General features: G+C 35.3%; 14 protein-coding genes. 7 read left to right on the forward strand and 7 right to left on the reverse strand.

Annotated elements, in window-relative coordinates; genetic code table 11:
• Nucleotides 1-114 precede the first annotated feature (114 nt).
• Entirely contained in the window at nt 115-1260 is a 1146-nt protein-coding gene (gene guaB, locus ACZ2M0_RS02985) for an IMP dehydrogenase (protein ID WP_490058470.1), read from the reverse strand.
• A gap of 299 nt (nt 1261-1559) precedes the next feature.
• On the opposite strand from guaB, the gene add reads away from it, so the two are divergent.
• From add to ACZ2M0_RS03020, 7 genes are all read left to right on the forward strand, one after another.
• Nucleotides 1560-2585 (forward strand): adenosine deaminase, encoded by a 1026-nt coding sequence (gene add, locus ACZ2M0_RS02990; RefSeq protein WP_490058471.1) that lies wholly within the window; start codon nt 1560-1562, stop codon nt 2583-2585.
• 241 nt (nt 2586-2826) lie between these two features.
• Nucleotides 2827-3810 (forward strand): ABC transporter ATP-binding protein, encoded by a 984-nt coding sequence (locus tag ACZ2M0_RS02995; protein ID WP_490058472.1) that lies wholly within the window; start codon nt 2827-2829, stop codon nt 3808-3810.
• Nucleotides 3807-4604, forward strand: coding sequence for an ABC transporter permease (locus tag ACZ2M0_RS03000; protein ID WP_490058473.1), 798 nt, complete (start codon nt 3807-3809; stop codon nt 4602-4604). Before ACZ2M0_RS02995 ends, ACZ2M0_RS03000 begins: the two co-directional genes overlap by 4 nt.
• A gap of 2 nt (nt 4605-4606) precedes the next feature.
• On the forward strand, nt 4607-5389 hold the full coding sequence (locus ACZ2M0_RS03005) for an ABC transporter permease (RefSeq protein ID WP_490058474.1): 783 nt from the start codon (nt 4607-4609) through the stop codon (nt 5387-5389).
• A 100-nt stretch (nt 5390-5489) separates the two neighbouring features.
• Nucleotides 5490-5693, forward strand: a complete 204-nt coding sequence (locus ACZ2M0_RS03010; protein WP_109586121.1) for a hypothetical protein — start codon at nt 5490-5492, stop codon at nt 5691-5693.
• Nucleotides 5694-5829: 136 nt separating this feature from the next.
• Entirely contained in the window at nt 5830-6201 is a 372-nt protein-coding gene (locus ACZ2M0_RS03015) for a cupredoxin domain-containing protein (protein ID WP_084600327.1), read from the forward strand.
• A gap of 13 nt (nt 6202-6214) precedes the next feature.
• On the forward strand, nt 6215-8122 hold the full coding sequence (locus ACZ2M0_RS03020) for a copper-translocating P-type ATPase (RefSeq protein WP_490058475.1): 1908 nt from the start codon (nt 6215-6217) through the stop codon (nt 8120-8122).
• Between the two features lie 53 nt (nt 8123-8175).
• Here the strand turns inward: ACZ2M0_RS03020 and ACZ2M0_RS03025 are convergent, their stop codons facing one another.
• The 6 genes from ACZ2M0_RS03025 to ACZ2M0_RS03050 form a co-directional block, all read right to left on the reverse strand.
• Complete coding sequence (locus ACZ2M0_RS03025; protein WP_490058476.1) at nt 8176-8895, reverse strand: antibiotic transporter permease; 720 nt, start codon at nt 8893-8895, stop codon at nt 8176-8178.
• Nucleotides 8895-9626: a multidrug ABC transporter permease gene (locus ACZ2M0_RS03030; RefSeq protein WP_490058477.1), complete on the reverse strand. Its 732-nt coding sequence runs from the start codon at nt 9624-9626 to the stop codon at nt 8895-8897. Before ACZ2M0_RS03030 ends, ACZ2M0_RS03025 begins: the two co-directional genes overlap by 1 nt.
• Before the next feature lie 2 nt (nt 9627-9628).
• Nucleotides 9629-10393 (reverse strand): ABC transporter ATP-binding protein, encoded by a 765-nt coding sequence (locus tag ACZ2M0_RS03035; RefSeq protein ID WP_490058478.1) that lies wholly within the window; start codon nt 10391-10393, stop codon nt 9629-9631.
• Between the two features lie 193 nt (nt 10394-10586).
• Nucleotides 10587-13379: an FtsX-like permease family protein gene (locus tag ACZ2M0_RS03040; RefSeq protein ID WP_490058479.1), complete on the reverse strand. Its 2793-nt coding sequence runs from the start codon at nt 13377-13379 to the stop codon at nt 10587-10589.
• A gap of 12 nt (nt 13380-13391) precedes the next feature.
• Complete coding sequence (locus tag ACZ2M0_RS03045) at nt 13392-14093, reverse strand: ABC transporter ATP-binding protein (RefSeq protein ID WP_490058480.1); 702 nt, start codon at nt 14091-14093, stop codon at nt 13392-13394.
• Nucleotides 14094-14140: 47 nt separating this feature from the next.
• Complete coding sequence (locus ACZ2M0_RS03050; protein WP_462984471.1) at nt 14141-14953, reverse strand: Cof-type HAD-IIB family hydrolase; 813 nt, start codon at nt 14951-14953, stop codon at nt 14141-14143.
• Between the last annotated feature and the right edge of the window lie 87 nt (nt 14954-15040).

Genomic DNA, 15040 nt, shown 5'->3' on the forward strand with positions numbered 1-15040 from the left:
TCAAGGCAGAAGCTAAAAGTATAGCAAAAGAACGATGAAATCCGTAAGGAAATCATCGTTCTTTTTTCGTGGTCTGGGAACTAGTTTTTTCCCAGACACTTTAATTTACTTTATTTATCTCTCGTAATTAGGGGCCTTTTTAGTAATTTGGACATCGTGGGGATGAGATTCTCTTAAACCGGCATTAGTAATTTTTACAAATTGAGAATTTTCACGTAAATCAGCGATAGTGGCTGCACCTACATAGCCCATGCCTGAACGCAGACCACCTATAATCTGGAAAATAATATCAGAAACATCACCTTTATATTCCACACGTGCTTCAACACCTTCAGGAACCAATTTATTAGCTTCGTTGACGCCGCCTTGAAAGTATCTGTCTGAAGATCCATGGGCTTGAGCCATTGCTCCGACAGATCCCATACCACGATAGGTCTTATATTTTTGGCCATCGCTTTCAAACACTTCACCAGGTGCTTCTGTTGTACCTGACAACATACTTCCAAGCATGACGGCATTTCCACCAGCAGCGAGTGCCTTAACAACGTCACCTGAATACTTCATTCCACCATCTGCAATTATTGGCTTGTGGTATTCTTTGGCAGCAGTAGCAGCATCATAAATTGCTGTAATTTGCGGAACTCCAACACCAGCAATAACTCGGGTCGTACAAATAGAGCCGGGTCCAATACCCACTTTAACAATATCAACCCCAGAATCAAAAAGAGCTCTTGCTGCATCGCCAGTCGCAATGTTGCCTGCAATCAAAGTAACATGAGGGAAATGTTTCCTAATTTCTTTGACTTTACGCAAGACTCCTGCTGAATGACCATGTGCAGTATCAATGACGATTGCATCAGCACCTTTTTCAATAAGTGCTTCAGCCCGCTCAAAAGTATCACTGGTCACGCCAATCGCAGCAGCGACGAGCAGATGATTGTTGTCATCGACAGCTGCTTTGGTAATGTTAGATGGAACAACAACATTTTTGACGTTGGCGACTTCGCCGGCTTGAGCAGTGATGGACATGTTTTTATGGATCACGCCTAAACCACCTTGCAAAGCGATTGCTATTGCCATTGCACCTTCAGTCACTGTATCCATTCCGGCGCTGATAATAGGAATATTGAGTTTCAGATTAGGCGCTAATTGAGTATGAAGATCCACTTCATTTGGCAATACATGGCTTTCCGCTGGAATCAATAACACATCGTCAAACGTTAAGCCCTCTTTAACAAATTTTGTTGTCCAATTTGACATTTAATGCACTCTCCTTTTCAAAAATATTAAAGTTAAATTGATTACACTTTACTAGTGATTTTAATCTTGGTCAAGATAAAATTATAGAAGGTATTGTTAAAATTATAATATTACTGCTGATTCATTTCAATACAAAAGTCGAACAAAAATATAATATAAATAGATATTGTAAGTAATAACAGAAAATGTTATGATTTTTAATATTGATGGATTGCTACATTAAAGCTTTATTTATAAAGCGGGTGATTAGATTTGCTTATAATGTTCGCATTTAAAGTGAATCGGTTTAGGAGAAAAAGATGACCCAAAAATTATCTCGTAAGTTTGTTGACGGATTGCCTAAGGCTGAACTGCATGTTCATATAGAGGGAACACTAGAGGCCGAAATGGAATTTGCCATCGCTAAGAGAAATCAGATTGATATTGGTGCTAAGACTCCAGCGGATATTGACAGGAATTATGGTGTAGGATTGCCGGAATTTTTAAAGGCGTACTATAAAGGGATGCAGGTCTTGCGGACTAAACAAGATTTCTATGATTTAACTGCAGCTTTTTTGCGCAAAGAAACTGACAGCAATGTTAAGCACCTTGAATTGTTTTTTGATCCTCAAGCGCACACTAGTCGAGGAATCCCTTTTGCTACAGTAATTGAGGGCATTCATGAAGCGATTGTTGATGCAGCACCATTAGACATTGATGTACAATTAATAATGTGCTTTTTAAGAGAGTATTCACAAGAATCAGCAATGCAAACTTTAAAAGAAGCTGAGCCATATCATAAAAAAGGCTGGATATTAGGTGTTGGTCTTGATTCAGATGAACATCATAACCCACCGTTGAAGTTTATGCTGGTTTTTGCTAAGGCCAGAAACCAAGGTTACTATTTAACAATGCATTGTGATCTGCACCAAGTTGATACAGTTGATCATATTAAACAAGCTTTAGAAATTATCACGGTGGATCGTTTGGATCATGGCTTAAATATAGTTGAAAATGAGGATTTAATGGCATTTTTAGTAGACCAAAAAATTGGTATTACAGCATGTCCCATGGCTTATTTTTACACCCGCAAAGTTATGGAACAAGAGGCCATTAATAAGCTTTTTAATAACGGTGCACTGATTAGTTTTAATTCCGATGATCCGGCTTATAAGGGTAGTAATTATATTAATGATGTTTACTATAAATTTGCCCAAAAGTGCGATTGGAGTGAAAAAGAACTGATCCGAATAGCACAAAATTCATTTAAAACCTCTTGGATCAGTCAGCAGGAAAAAGAAAGCTATCTTGCCCAAATAGATGAATATATCTCAAGTAAAAGGTGATATTTCTAAATAGAAAATATATTTTGCGCCAAAAATTAAATTATATTTAAAAACTGTTAAAAATGTGGTAGAATTTATCTAATTGTTGCTGATTTAAAAACTATAAGTAATAAGGTTAAACCAATGACAGTTTCTAAATGTATGATGATTATTGTTCAAAACTTAAAGCAATTTTGTAAAAAGGATTGTCCTTTTAAAAATTGCTTTTTTGTGCTGGCTAGATAACTAAATGAGGTCAAAAATGAACGAAAATGCGATTGAAGTTCATAATCTTTCTAAGGATTATTTTATTAGCAGCAGGGGTGAAAACTGGCGTGCAGTTGTTAAAAATATTTTTAAGCCTGAAAAGACGGCAGTGCAAGCAGTAAAATCGCTCAATTTTACTATCAAGAACGGTGAAAAAGTTGGCTTTATTGGCAAAAATGGGGCAGGTAAGACCACGACCATTAAGATGCTGACTGGGACCTTGTTTCCATCAGCCGGAACTTGCAGGGTAAATGGCTATGATCCTACAAAAAGGATAAATGATTTCAAAAAGTCAATCTCAGTCGTTATGGGAAATAGATCGCAACTTTTTCCTGATTTAACTCCTAGAGATTATTTGAAATTATTGCAGTCAATGTATGATATACCGGAAGAAATTTTTCAAAAAACGGTCAATGACCTGGCTCAGATACTAAATGTAACTTCAAAATTAGATGTACAAACCCGCAAATTATCACTGGGAGAACGAATGAAAGTAGAATTTCTGGCCGGTGTAGCAACTAGACCAAAAATACTCTTTTTAGATGAACCAACTATTGGTTTGGACGTTTTGGCAAAAAGGGATATACGCAAGTTTTTGTTAAGGCTGAACAAGGAAGAAAAATTGACTGTCTTTCTTACCTCTCATGATATGGAAGATATTGCAACTATCTGTGATCACCTGATCATTGTAAATAGCGGTCAGATAATGTGGGATGGACCAAAAACAGATTTATTAGAGAGGTTTAATCAGAATAAATATATTACTTTTATTAAATCGGAGAACTTCAACGAAAGTAAACTGGGCACCAAGATTATTGATCAGGATGATTTGTCCGTGACAATTAAAGTTCCTGTAGAAAAGGTAGATGACCAGATCGCTCAGTTGGCACGGGATAATCAAGGCTCTGACTATCAAATAAATGACCTGAAGCTTGAAGATATTATCTTAGAGCTATTTGCTGAGGAGAAAGAAAAATGATAAAAACCTATTTTTCAGTAAGCAAGATCTCATTGAAGTCTGTATTAGCCAATAAGAGCAGCGTCATAATTTTGCTTTTGCAGGCACTGGTACCAAGTTTAGTGATGTTTTATTTATGGTCATTAATATTGAATCATGGTCAAACTATTGGTGGTTTTAGCAAAAATCAAATGGTAATTTATTATATTGGGGTTAATTTTATTAATTCTTTTGTATGGTATGCAGTTGACTGGGAATTGAATGATGATATCCATTCAGGAGAATTGTCTAATATCATCCATAGACCAATTACAATTGAAAAATATTATTTTGCTAAAATGCTGGGCGATAGACTGGCAAATTTAATTTTGCTTGCTCCGATTTTAATTATTGGATTTGTCTATATAGTTGCGCGTAATTTAATTCATATTTCTTTACTCGTGCTACTTGAATTTGCATTTAGTTTAATTATGGCAGCCATATTATGGTTTCTTTTTTCTTATATTATTGGTAGTGTAGCGTACTGGTTTGACAATCTTTTCTTTGTTTTACTGGTAAAAGAAGTTGTAGTCAATCTGCTGGCAGGCTTTTACTTTCCTTTAGAAATTTTGCCGTCTTTTTTGGTAAAAATAATTAAACTACTGCCATTTCAATATTTCAGCTCTTTTCCAATTGATACGCTTGTTAAAGCATTACCATTAAATATATGGCTTAAAAACACAATCATTGAAATTGTTTGGATGATAGTTTTTTATTTAATAGTAAAAATAGTTAATAAAGAAGGGCTTCAGAGATACTCTGATGTAATGGGTTGATTATGAAAAGTAAACTTAAAGTAGTCAAATCGTTAATTAAAATTGCCTTATTGCAAACTATTAGTTTCAGGTTAGACACATTGTTTGGGATAATCTCTTCTATATTGTGGTTAGGCATTCCTATAGCTTTTTTTAAGGTAATTTATTTAAATGTTGATACTATCGGTGGTTGGACTTACAAAGAATGTCTGTTGTTGGTTGGCGTTTATACTATGCTTGACGGCTTCTTAATGGCTTTCTTGGTCAAATCAATGCCTAAAATGGAAAAAGACATTAGAGAAGGAACCTTAGATTCAATTTTATTAAAACCAATTAACGCTAATGTATATTACTTTTTTAGTGCAATTGAATTTACACAATTAATTAATTCAGTGCTGGGACTATTTGTAATTATTTATGCATGTCAGGGTATAAGTATTAATATAGGCCAGGTGTTGTTATTTTTGCTTTCTTGCGTTTTTGGCTGCATTTTATACTATTCTCTTTGGTATTTATGGACAATTTCGGCATTTTGGTTTTCAACAAATTTTGGCAGAAATGATTTATTTTTAAGTATGATACAAATGAGTCGTTACCCTGCAAGTATTTATCGGGGACTGGGTAATATTATTTTTAATTTCATCTTGCCTTTTGGACTAATTGCTTGTCCTGCAACAATTATTTTAATAAGGCCACGGCAATGGCAAATAATGTTATTGCAACTTTTGATAGCTTTAGTATTCTTACTTTTAGACCATTGGGTATGGAATTTAGGCTTGAGAAAATATAATGGAGCTGGTAGATAAAAAGAATTATGATTTTGAATTAAATACTTGCATAGCATTAGAGGTTTTTCTAAAATAATCCTGTTAGTTTTTATTTAGAATATAGGAAATGGGATAGACTTTGAAAGACGAACTTCTTACAATTAGTTTAGATGATACAGTAGTAAAAGCAGCTAAAGCTAACTTGGAAAATTATGGACTTTCTGTAGCAAAGTATCTGCAGTTAATGCTGTTTTTGGCCGCAGATAATAAGGCCGAACTTAAGCAAATAATGGTGGACAAAAATGATCTGACTCAATGGTTAAAGCGATTAGATGCAGATTAATAAGGTAAAACTTACTGAAAAAAATCAGTAAGTTTTTTTTGAGCATTTATGTTTACATTTGTAGATACATAATTTATACTAAACTTAGTTTACAAATGTAGACATTAATAATAAGCTTCAACTGGGAGGAATTATCATGAATAAAATTATTATCTTAGGTTTAGGTCTTGCACTAATAGCTTTTATTGCATGGTGGTTCTTTGGTAGCCATCACGTAGAAGAGGAGAAAGCCACTATGAAGTCAAACAAACAGAGTGTTGATATTGAAGTTAAAGGTGGTTATTCACCAGAAAGAGTTGTTCTTAAAAGGGGAGTACCCGCTACTTTAAACTTTAAGAGAACAGACTCATCCAATTGTTTAGATCATGTTGTATTTTCAGATTTTGGCATAAATCAGAAATTACCTGAAGGCAAAGTAGAAAGGGTTAAAATTGATACTTCAAAACCAGGTGAATATCAATGGGAATGCAGTATGAACATGTTTCATGGTAAGGTAATTGTCAAATAGCTAAGGAAAAAGAATGAAAATTACAACACGTTTTTGGACGTCGCTAATATTATCACTGCCAATGCTTCTGGAAATGATTATTCATCCTTTTACTGGATGGATGTTGCCAGGTGGCGAATGGACCATGCTTATTTTTACAACAATAATTATGTTGATTTCAGCAGGTCCATTTATTACTAGTGCCTGGTCTGCCTTTAAAAAGCACCATTCAAATATGGATACCCTCGTTGCTTTAGGAACATCGATAACTTATATTTACAGTATTTATGCGATGTTTACTAAAAGACCTGTTTTCTTTGAAAGTGCTGCTTTTGTTATTACTTTCGTCTTATTAGGGCAGGTTTTAGAAGAAAAAATGCGCGCAACTGCTTCTGATGCTATGGGGAAATTGCTTAATTTAGGTGCAAAAAATGCCTTAGTAAAGCGCGATGATCAATTTGTCAGTATTCCTATCACTGAAGTTGTGAAGGACGACTACATACAAGTAAAGCCTGGGCAAAAAGTTCCAGTTGATGGCAAAATTGTTTCTGGCAATTCAAGCATTGATGAATCTATGGTAACTGGCGAAAGTATGCCAGTTAAAAAAGTGACAGGCGATCAGGTAATAGGAGCTACAATCAATCAAACGGGATCATTTGTAATGCAAGCCCAAAAAGTTGGTAATGAAACGATGCTGGCGCAAATTATTGAGATCGTTAAAAAGGCACAGAACAGTCATGCACCGATTCAAAAATTAACTGATAAGGTTGCAAATATTTTTGTTCCCACAGTTTTGATTATTGCAATTGTAACATTTTTAGTTTGGTATATTTTCCTTGGTAAAAGCATAGCAACTGCTTTGGTTTTTGCCGTTGCAGTGATGGTGATTGCCTGTCCTTGTGCTTTAGGTCTGGCAACACCAACTGCATTAATGGTTGGAACTGGTCGTGGTGCCAAAATGGGAATCCTAATTAAAAATGGAGAAATTTTAGAGGCTGCAAACAGCATTGATACTATAGTTTTTGATAAAACGGGAACGATTACCAAAGGTCAACCACAAGTAACAGATATTGTTGGAGATAAAGAAAATGTCCTACAATATGCTGCCAGTTTAGAAAAATTATCCGAACATCCCCTTGCTCCAGCTATATTAGCTGCGGCTAAAAAGGAAAAGCTGCAGTTAAAAACGGTAGAAAATTTTACTGTAATTGAGGGATGGGGTGTCACTGGTAAAATTTCTGGTACAAATGTTGCGGTTGGCAGCCCTAAAAAACAAGAAGAAATTAATATTGCTCCAGAATTAGAAGAGCAAATAGTGGCATTGCAAAATGAGGCAAAAACAGTAGTGTCTGTTGTTCAAGATAATCAAGTGCTGGGTCTAATTGCAATTCAGGATGCTCCTAAAGTGAATGCCAAAAATGCGATAAACAACTTACATCGTTTAGGCTTGAAAACTGTCATGTTAACTGGAGATAATCAACAAGTAGCCGACGCTATTGCAAAACAGGTGGATATCGATCAGGTAATTGCTGAGGTTTTGCCGGTTGATAAAGCAGCAGTTATTAAAAAATTGCAAGAGAAGCACCATGTCGCCTTTGTTGGTGATGGGATCAACGATGCGCCAGCTCTAACCCAAGCAGATGTTGGAATTGCCATGGGTTCGGGTACGGATGTTGCCATCGATGCAGGCGGTATCGTGCTTATCAAAAATGACCTGGAAGATGTTGTTCGCGCTTTGAAACTTAGTCGCAAGACTTTTAATAGGATAAAGCTAAATCTGTTTTGGGCTTTCATTTATAATGTACTGGGTATTCCAGTTGCCGCTGGCGTTTTTGCGGGTGTGGGTCTCACACTTAGTCCGGAAATAGCAGGATTAGCAATGGCCTTTAGTTCATTATCGGTTGTAATCAGTTCAGTTTTATTAGGAAAAACAAAAATATAGATATAAAAAATAGCAGTCGCAAATCTTGCGACTGCTATTTTACTGTGTAAGCTTTAATAATGGTGTTTACCTTTAGCCAGAACTGGCTTGATTTGGCTAATATAAGCTAAAATTCCAACAATGAACCAAATAAATGTAATTAATGCACTGTACATTAAGTTGGCGCTACCAGTTTTGATGTAAGTAACAGGTTCTGCAAAAGGGAATAATAAAGCAATTGCTTTTAACCATTCAGGATAAGCTGAAATTACAACTAGTACTCCTGATACTAATTGGGCTAAACTGCTAAAAATATTCTCCAAAAAGTAGGGATCATTCATTTGCCATGAGATGGCCCAAGATACAAAACCTAAAACGCAGCCATAAATACATAAAAGCGGTAGCATGAGTAAAGCTCGTTCAATAATGACTATGGGAGAGCCGGCTAAGTACAATAAAAATAGGTTAATTAATGCTAAAGTGCAACCTATAATAATGGCCACAATGCATTTAGAAAGCCAATACCTGATACTAAAGGGTCTTTTGGCAATTAATTCAAAGTCAATTTTTAAGTCGGCATCATTAATTACAGCAGAACAAAATGTTTCAAGAGCCAGTACTGCAGCATCTATTGCAATTGAACTGATGGCAACATCCCAGTTAAATTGATTAGAATACTGCATATTGATTAATACTAACAGGGCCAGATTTATCATTGGTGTGATAAAGAAATAAGTTAGTTTGGTACGCCAATTATTGAGAAAAGAAAGGCCAGAGAATTGTGTAGCAAACATTAGATAATTTTCAGAGCTCCTTTCTTTCTGACAAGATCGTTAATTTTTCTCACTATAATCACAATTAACAAAAGCCAAAGAAGTAAACTGCAAAAATAAGCAGTCCAGTTGAGACTTTTATTATGGGACAAAGAAGCAATTGGTCCAGTTATAGGAATAAACCACTGAGAAAAGATGGTTAAGGGATTCAAAATGGTCTCATTGCCAAATAATCCTGCTAATAACAATATAGGAGTGCCAATTAAGCCCTCATAAACCATTGCATTAGGTGAAAGAGTAAGAAATGAAGAAATTAAAATTCCCATTACTGAGCATCCGATCCACAGTAGAAAAATTAGCAAAATCTGGTACAGAGAAATTTTACCAGTAGCTACTCCTAAAATTTTGGCCAGAATATAAGCAATAGGAAATGAAAATAAACCATAGCTCGAAGCAGGTAAAAGTAAAGTAATTAAAGAAGCTCGCTCGTCATATTGACTGTTTAACAAATATGGCAGCGTTCCTTTGTAACGTTCAAAACCGATACAACCGGCAACGGTTGTACACGAAGTCCACATGCCAAAAATACCACTTTGCAGCCACAATTGTGGATTATTCAAATCGTGAGAAGCATAGGCCATAATATATTGCATCAAAAAAATGGAAACAGTACTAGTGATTGTTAACCAGACAAAGTACTGATCGGAAAGATAATCTTTTATATGAAAGAGGAAAAGACGAATAAAACGCATATCTAATTCCTCCTTAGTTTAGGAGCTATTGCCAAATAAGCTTCTTCCAAATTTTTAGGTTTTTGGTTGATTTCTTTTTCAGCCAAACCCAAAACAGCAGAAACGGTGCCAGTGAAAAAAACTTTTCCTGCACCTAGAATAACTACATTTTTAGCTAGCTTTTCAACTTCTGACATGGTGTGACTTGTTAATAAAATACTAATGCCGGAATCTGCTAATTTTTTAATAGTCTTCTGAACGCTCTGCGCTATTTCAACATCTAAACCACTAGTAGGTTCATCTAAAAGTAATAAACTTGGATTATTTAACAAGGAACGAGCGATATGCAGTCTCTGCGTCATTCCTTTAGAAAATTTCCCTACCTTTTTATTTGCGACATTATCCAGCTCAACAATAGACAGAACTCGCTGTATTTCTGTTTTTTTCTTACGAAAGGGTACTTTGGCCAGATCCGCAAAAAATTGTAAATTTTGCTTTGCTGTGGCGTTACGGTAAAACCCTAGATCTCCACCAAAAGAAACGCCTATGTTGGGTCTTTTACGAGCAGTAGTAATATCCTGTCCGTTTAAAATTACTTGACCTGAAGTTGGGAGCAAATAGCCACCTATAATTGAGACTGTGGTAGTTTTTCCTGCTCCATTAGGTCCTAATAGAGCTAATATTTCTCCTTGATCAATTGTAAAAGAAACATCGTCTAAAGCTTGAAATTTTTGGTTTTTATCTTTATATGTTTCTATTAAATGTTTAACTTGTAAAATATTATTCAATTTTATCTCCAAAATTAATTTGTTGGAACTTCATCAATTAAAAAGGAAGGATGATCAAGTTCTTTATACACGTTAATTTGAAGATCTTGTTGTGAGCATTAAATCTAATGAGTAAAGTATAACATATTTTTATTTAGTTTTTAATTTTTGCAGAAATAAATAGAACTGTTCTTATTAGAGCAGTTCTATTTATTTAATCAACTGATTTTAAAGCTTCAAGCATATCAAGGTCTTTTAATTTTTTGTTAACAATAAATCCTAGAACTATCGTAATGATACCGATAACTCCTAATGGCCACAGAAAACTTGAGACAGATAACGCCGGATTAAACATGACATTGTCTGGTGGCACCACGTAAAGAATATAGCGGTAAAGCAAATCTCCTGTGAGGTAACCGACTAAAATGCCAATACCTGTTAAAAGAATAGTTTCGCGATAAATGTACATCGTTACTTCATTATCGTAGAAACCTAAAACTTTGATGGTTGAGAGTTCGCGAATTCTTTCGGCAATATTGATGTTGGTCAAATTATATTGAATTACAATTGCTAAAAGTCCGGCAACTACAATCAAAACAACCATAATCAAGTTCAGAGATTTTACCACTACGTCCAATTCTTGGCTAATTGCAGTGTTTTGCACCACACCTGCTACACCATTAAGAGCCATAAATTGCGCAGCAATTTTTCTCGTGTTTTTACGAGTGGAATTTTTTAAGTTAACCAGGTATGCATTTGATGTGAACCGTTTGTTAAAAACTTTCTGGTATTGCGTTTTGTTCATGAAGACGAAATGTCCCATGTACATTTCAGTGATGCCAGCTACTTTCATTTTCCGAGGACGGTTATTCTTATCCGTTAGAGATATATAGTCACCTTTGTTTACCTTGAGCAATGTTGACAAGCGTTCTGAAATAATAACCCCGTTGTTTGATAAGTGCAACGTCTGCTTGGTTTTACGATTATTTAAATGAACATAGTTCTTCAGTACCTTGCTAGAAGAAGGAGCAATTAAGGTAATATCTTGTGTATCACCAGTTTTACCAGCAGTTTTAGACATTGACTCATAGTAAATTGGTGTTTCTGACTTAATACTGTCTTCTTTTAATTTGCTATTTAAAGCTTTGTGCTGATTGCTTGAAATACCAGGCTTCTGGGCGACGATCATGTTGTAGTGAATGAGATCATTAAATTGCCTGTTATTCATATTAGTAATCGAATTTTTTACAGCAAAGCCGGCAAAGAGCATAGTAGCGGCACCACAAACACCAAAAATAGTCATCAGCATGCGCTTTTTATAACGAAAAATATTACGAGCAGTAACTTTATGAGTAAAGCTGAGATGATTCCAAATAAAAGGAATTCTTTCCAGTAAGATTTTAGAGCCTGCTGCAGGAGGCTTAGGCAATAGTAATGCGGCCGGCTTTTCTCTAAATTCATTTTTAGCAGTTAAGTATGCAGGCAAAACGGAGCTGATCCAAGATAATAATAAAGCGATCAGACTGATTTGCCAATGAAAGTGTAATTCAATGGGTGGGATCGTGATGGATTTGTAATAGGCATGATAAACAATTTGTGGCATCAAAGTGTGTCCCAAATAAATGCCCAAAATTGTGCCGATTGTACCTGAAATAAAGCCATAAGCGATGAATTTATTAATTATGACCTGATCATTATAGCCTAGGGCTTTCATTGTACCGGAATTGATTCTTTCCTCATCAATAAAGCGGTTCATTGTAGTAAAGGTAACTAATGCCGCAACGAAGTATAGAAAAATAGGGAATACTTTAGCTAAATCTTCCACTACTTGCGCAACTGTTGTGTAAACTAAATTGCCTTCACCGCCTGGTAGCTCGCGCCTATTGTATACGCTATAGCTTGGCAGAGCCAATTTCCGCAATTGCTTTTTAGCTTTTCCAATTTCTTCTTTGCCACTTTTAATTTTATTATTGGCGCCGGCAGATTTACGGGCAAAAATCTTTTTTTCTTGCTGCAATTTTTGCTCACCTGCAGCAATTTCTTGTTGAGCTTGTTGTAGTTGTATTCTTGCCGCTTGTGGTAAATTAGCTCCTACATTTTTGGCCTGCGATATTTGCGCATCTAATTTACTTTTTTGGCGGGCTAGTTGTTTTTCTGCGGAACTAATTTGCTCACTTGCAGTCTCTAATTTCTGCTCTGCTTGGTGAATTTTCTTTTCTTGCGGTGCAATTTTTTTGTTAGCAGCAGACAATATTCTTTTTTGTCTTTGACTGGCGCTGTTTTTCAGAGTATCCTGTAAAACTTTTTTATAGTGCTTAACTTTACTAGTGTAGACTTTGCCATAAGAGTCGAGGCCACGTAAGTCCTTGTATCTTAGGTTGGCCACTGTATAAACCGTATGATTAAAAGCATTAGGACTGACTACTGCATAACCTTTAAGCTCTCCAGTACCACTGTTACTTTGCCCTAAGTTTACATTTGATAAAATCTGACTGGACCGAACGAAACCTGTAATTTTGAAGTTTTTACGTTTTAGCAGAGTACTTCCTAAAACATTTTTCTTTTCTGTAAAACTGATATTTTGACCAATTTTATATTTATCTGAATAGTAGTCTGCTAAAGCAATTTCATTTGTTTTTACTGGTAAATGACCTTTACGCAGTTCAAATTTGCCCACTAATTTTGGTTTTGAAAAAATACGAAAACTTTCCTGACTGTTTTTAATGACGGTATCTGTCATGTAGCCAAATTCAACGGATTGCAAACCTTTAGTCTGTTTAATTTTGTGGGTATCTTTTTGGTCTAGACCATAATTGCAGATAACAGTCAGGTCAGCCGTATTGAGCTTTTGCGCATAGTGATTGCCGGTATCACGCATGTCAGGTCCTGTAACCATTAAACCAACTAAGGCAAATGCACCAATCATCATTAACCCCATGATAGAAACAAATTGTCCCTTGGTATGTTTAATTGAGCGCCAAAAATCTTTCAGAATAACTTTATTCATGATTAGCCTTTTCTACCATTTAACACTGGCAACATCTGCTGGATTCGTGTTCTCTTCAATTTGAGTAACTTTGCCGTCATGAAAGTGAATCACACGGTTAGCAAGAGGAGCTAAAGCACTATTATGAGTAACTATCACTACTGTAGTACCATTGTCACGACTCATGTTGATAATGGTTTGCAAAACGCTTTTTCCAGTTTGATAATCAAGTGCACCTGTTGGTTCATCACAAAGTAAAATTTTGGGGTTCTTGGCAATTGCCCGAGCAATTGCCACTCTTTGTTGTTCACCACCTGAAAGTTCTGCAGGAAAATTATTAATGCGATTTTTAAGACCAACATCTATCAAAGTTTTGACCGGATCGAGTGCATCTTGCACTATTTCCGAAGCCAATTCTACGTTTTCTCTTGCTGTTAGGTTTTGAATTAAATTATAAAATTGGAAAACAAAACCGATGTCAGTACGACGATAGCTGGTTAGTTGTCTTTTATTATATTTGGCAATATTTTTACCATCGATAATAACATCACCAGAACTATTGTTATCCATTCCACCTAAAATATTTAAAATTGTAGACTTACCTGCTCCTGATGCGCCTAAAATAATAGCCAATTCACCTTTCTCCACGGTAAAACTGACATCATTATTAGCCAATATTTCAGTATCTCCAGTTTGATAGCGTTTATAATTGTGTCTTACGTCAATATAACTCATGAAAATCTGTCCTTACTGATTTTTAAAATAATTGATATAAACTTATTTTAATCTAGAAAACTTTCTAATACTTGTAAAACGCCCATGTCATTATTTGATGGTGCTTCATATTTGGCAATCTTTTTAAGTTTTTCATGACCGTTTTTCATCGCATAACTGTACCCGGCCAATTCAATCATTTCACGGTCATTCATACCATCGCCAAAAGCGATGAGTTCTTCAGGTTTAACATTAAAATAACGCAAAAAATATTTAATACCTTGCCCTTTATTAACATTATTAGGCATAACATCAATATTATCGAAACCACTAGTAGTACAGTGAATATGTTCAGGGTTTGTTTGATTGAACTTTTTTTCTAGTTCGCCAGCGAGCTTGGATGAACAGTTTAGAGTTAGCTTAGTTAAACTGTCACTTGTAGGGATATCAACTAATTTGGCAATTTCGACTACATTGGGATAAAAGAAATGCATCATATTTTTAAAATGATTAGGAGCTTTTTTACTAATATAAGAATGTTCTAAGCCACTGGCAGCAATATGTACTTGTGGATAATTATTTTCAATAAAACTGATCAGTTTAATACCCGTTTTATAGGTAAAAACGTGACGGACAATTATTTTATTGTCTTGAGTGAGAATTGAACCATTATCAGCTACAATATCAATTCTGTCCAAAAAATCGTAGAAATCTTGGCGCAAACGTGATAAAGGTCTACCACTGGAAACTATAAAGTGCACGTGGTGTTGTCTCAACTTGGTTAAAATTTTTTCAAAGCGTTGATGATCATATTGTTTGTCATCATTTTCAAAAGTACCGTCCATGTCGACTGCTACCGCTTTAAAGGGAATATGTATCATTTTAATCTCCTTAATTAGTGTTACTAGTTATATTATATAGTAATTAGCGTTAGGTTTAACTCTAGATATTCATTAATTTAAAAGGAA

It is taken from the genome of Lactobacillus sp. VURO6/B1 (VP7) (assembly GCF_058139575.1).

Excerpts from the sequence above, each read along its gene's own strand:
- add (WP_490058471.1), top strand. The coding sequence starts at position 1,560 with ATGACCCAAAAATTATCTCGTAAGTTTGTTGACGGATTGCCTAAGGCT.
- ACZ2M0_RS03030 (WP_490058477.1), bottom strand. The coding sequence starts at position 9,626 with ATGCGTTTTATTCGTCTTTTCCTCTTTCATATAAAAGATTATCTTTCC.
- ACZ2M0_RS03045 (WP_490058480.1), bottom strand. The coding sequence starts at position 14,093 with ATGAGTTATATTGACGTAAGACACAATTATAAACGCTATCAAACTGGA.
- ACZ2M0_RS02995 (WP_490058472.1), top strand. The coding sequence starts at position 2,827 with ATGAACGAAAATGCGATTGAAGTTCATAATCTTTCTAAGGATTATTTT.
- ACZ2M0_RS03025 (WP_490058476.1), bottom strand. The coding sequence starts at position 8,895 with ATGTTTGCTACACAATTCTCTGGCCTTTCTTTTCTCAATAATTGGCGT.
- guaB (WP_490058470.1), bottom strand. The coding sequence starts at position 1,260 with ATGTCAAATTGGACAACAAAATTTGTTAAAGAGGGCTTAACGTTTGAC.
- ACZ2M0_RS03040 (WP_490058479.1), bottom strand. The coding sequence starts at position 13,379 with ATGAATAAAGTTATTCTGAAAGATTTTTGGCGCTCAATTAAACATACC.
- ACZ2M0_RS03005 (WP_490058474.1), top strand. The coding sequence starts at position 4,607 with ATGAAAAGTAAACTTAAAGTAGTCAAATCGTTAATTAAAATTGCCTTA.
- ACZ2M0_RS03020 (WP_490058475.1), top strand. The coding sequence starts at position 6,215 with ATGAAAATTACAACACGTTTTTGGACGTCGCTAATATTATCACTGCCA.
- ACZ2M0_RS03000 (WP_490058473.1), top strand. The coding sequence starts at position 3,807 with ATGATAAAAACCTATTTTTCAGTAAGCAAGATCTCATTGAAGTCTGTA.
- ACZ2M0_RS03015 (WP_084600327.1), top strand. The coding sequence starts at position 5,830 with ATGAATAAAATTATTATCTTAGGTTTAGGTCTTGCACTAATAGCTTTT.
- ACZ2M0_RS03050 (WP_462984471.1), bottom strand. The coding sequence starts at position 14,953 with ATGATACATATTCCCTTTAAAGCGGTAGCAGTCGACATGGACGGTACT.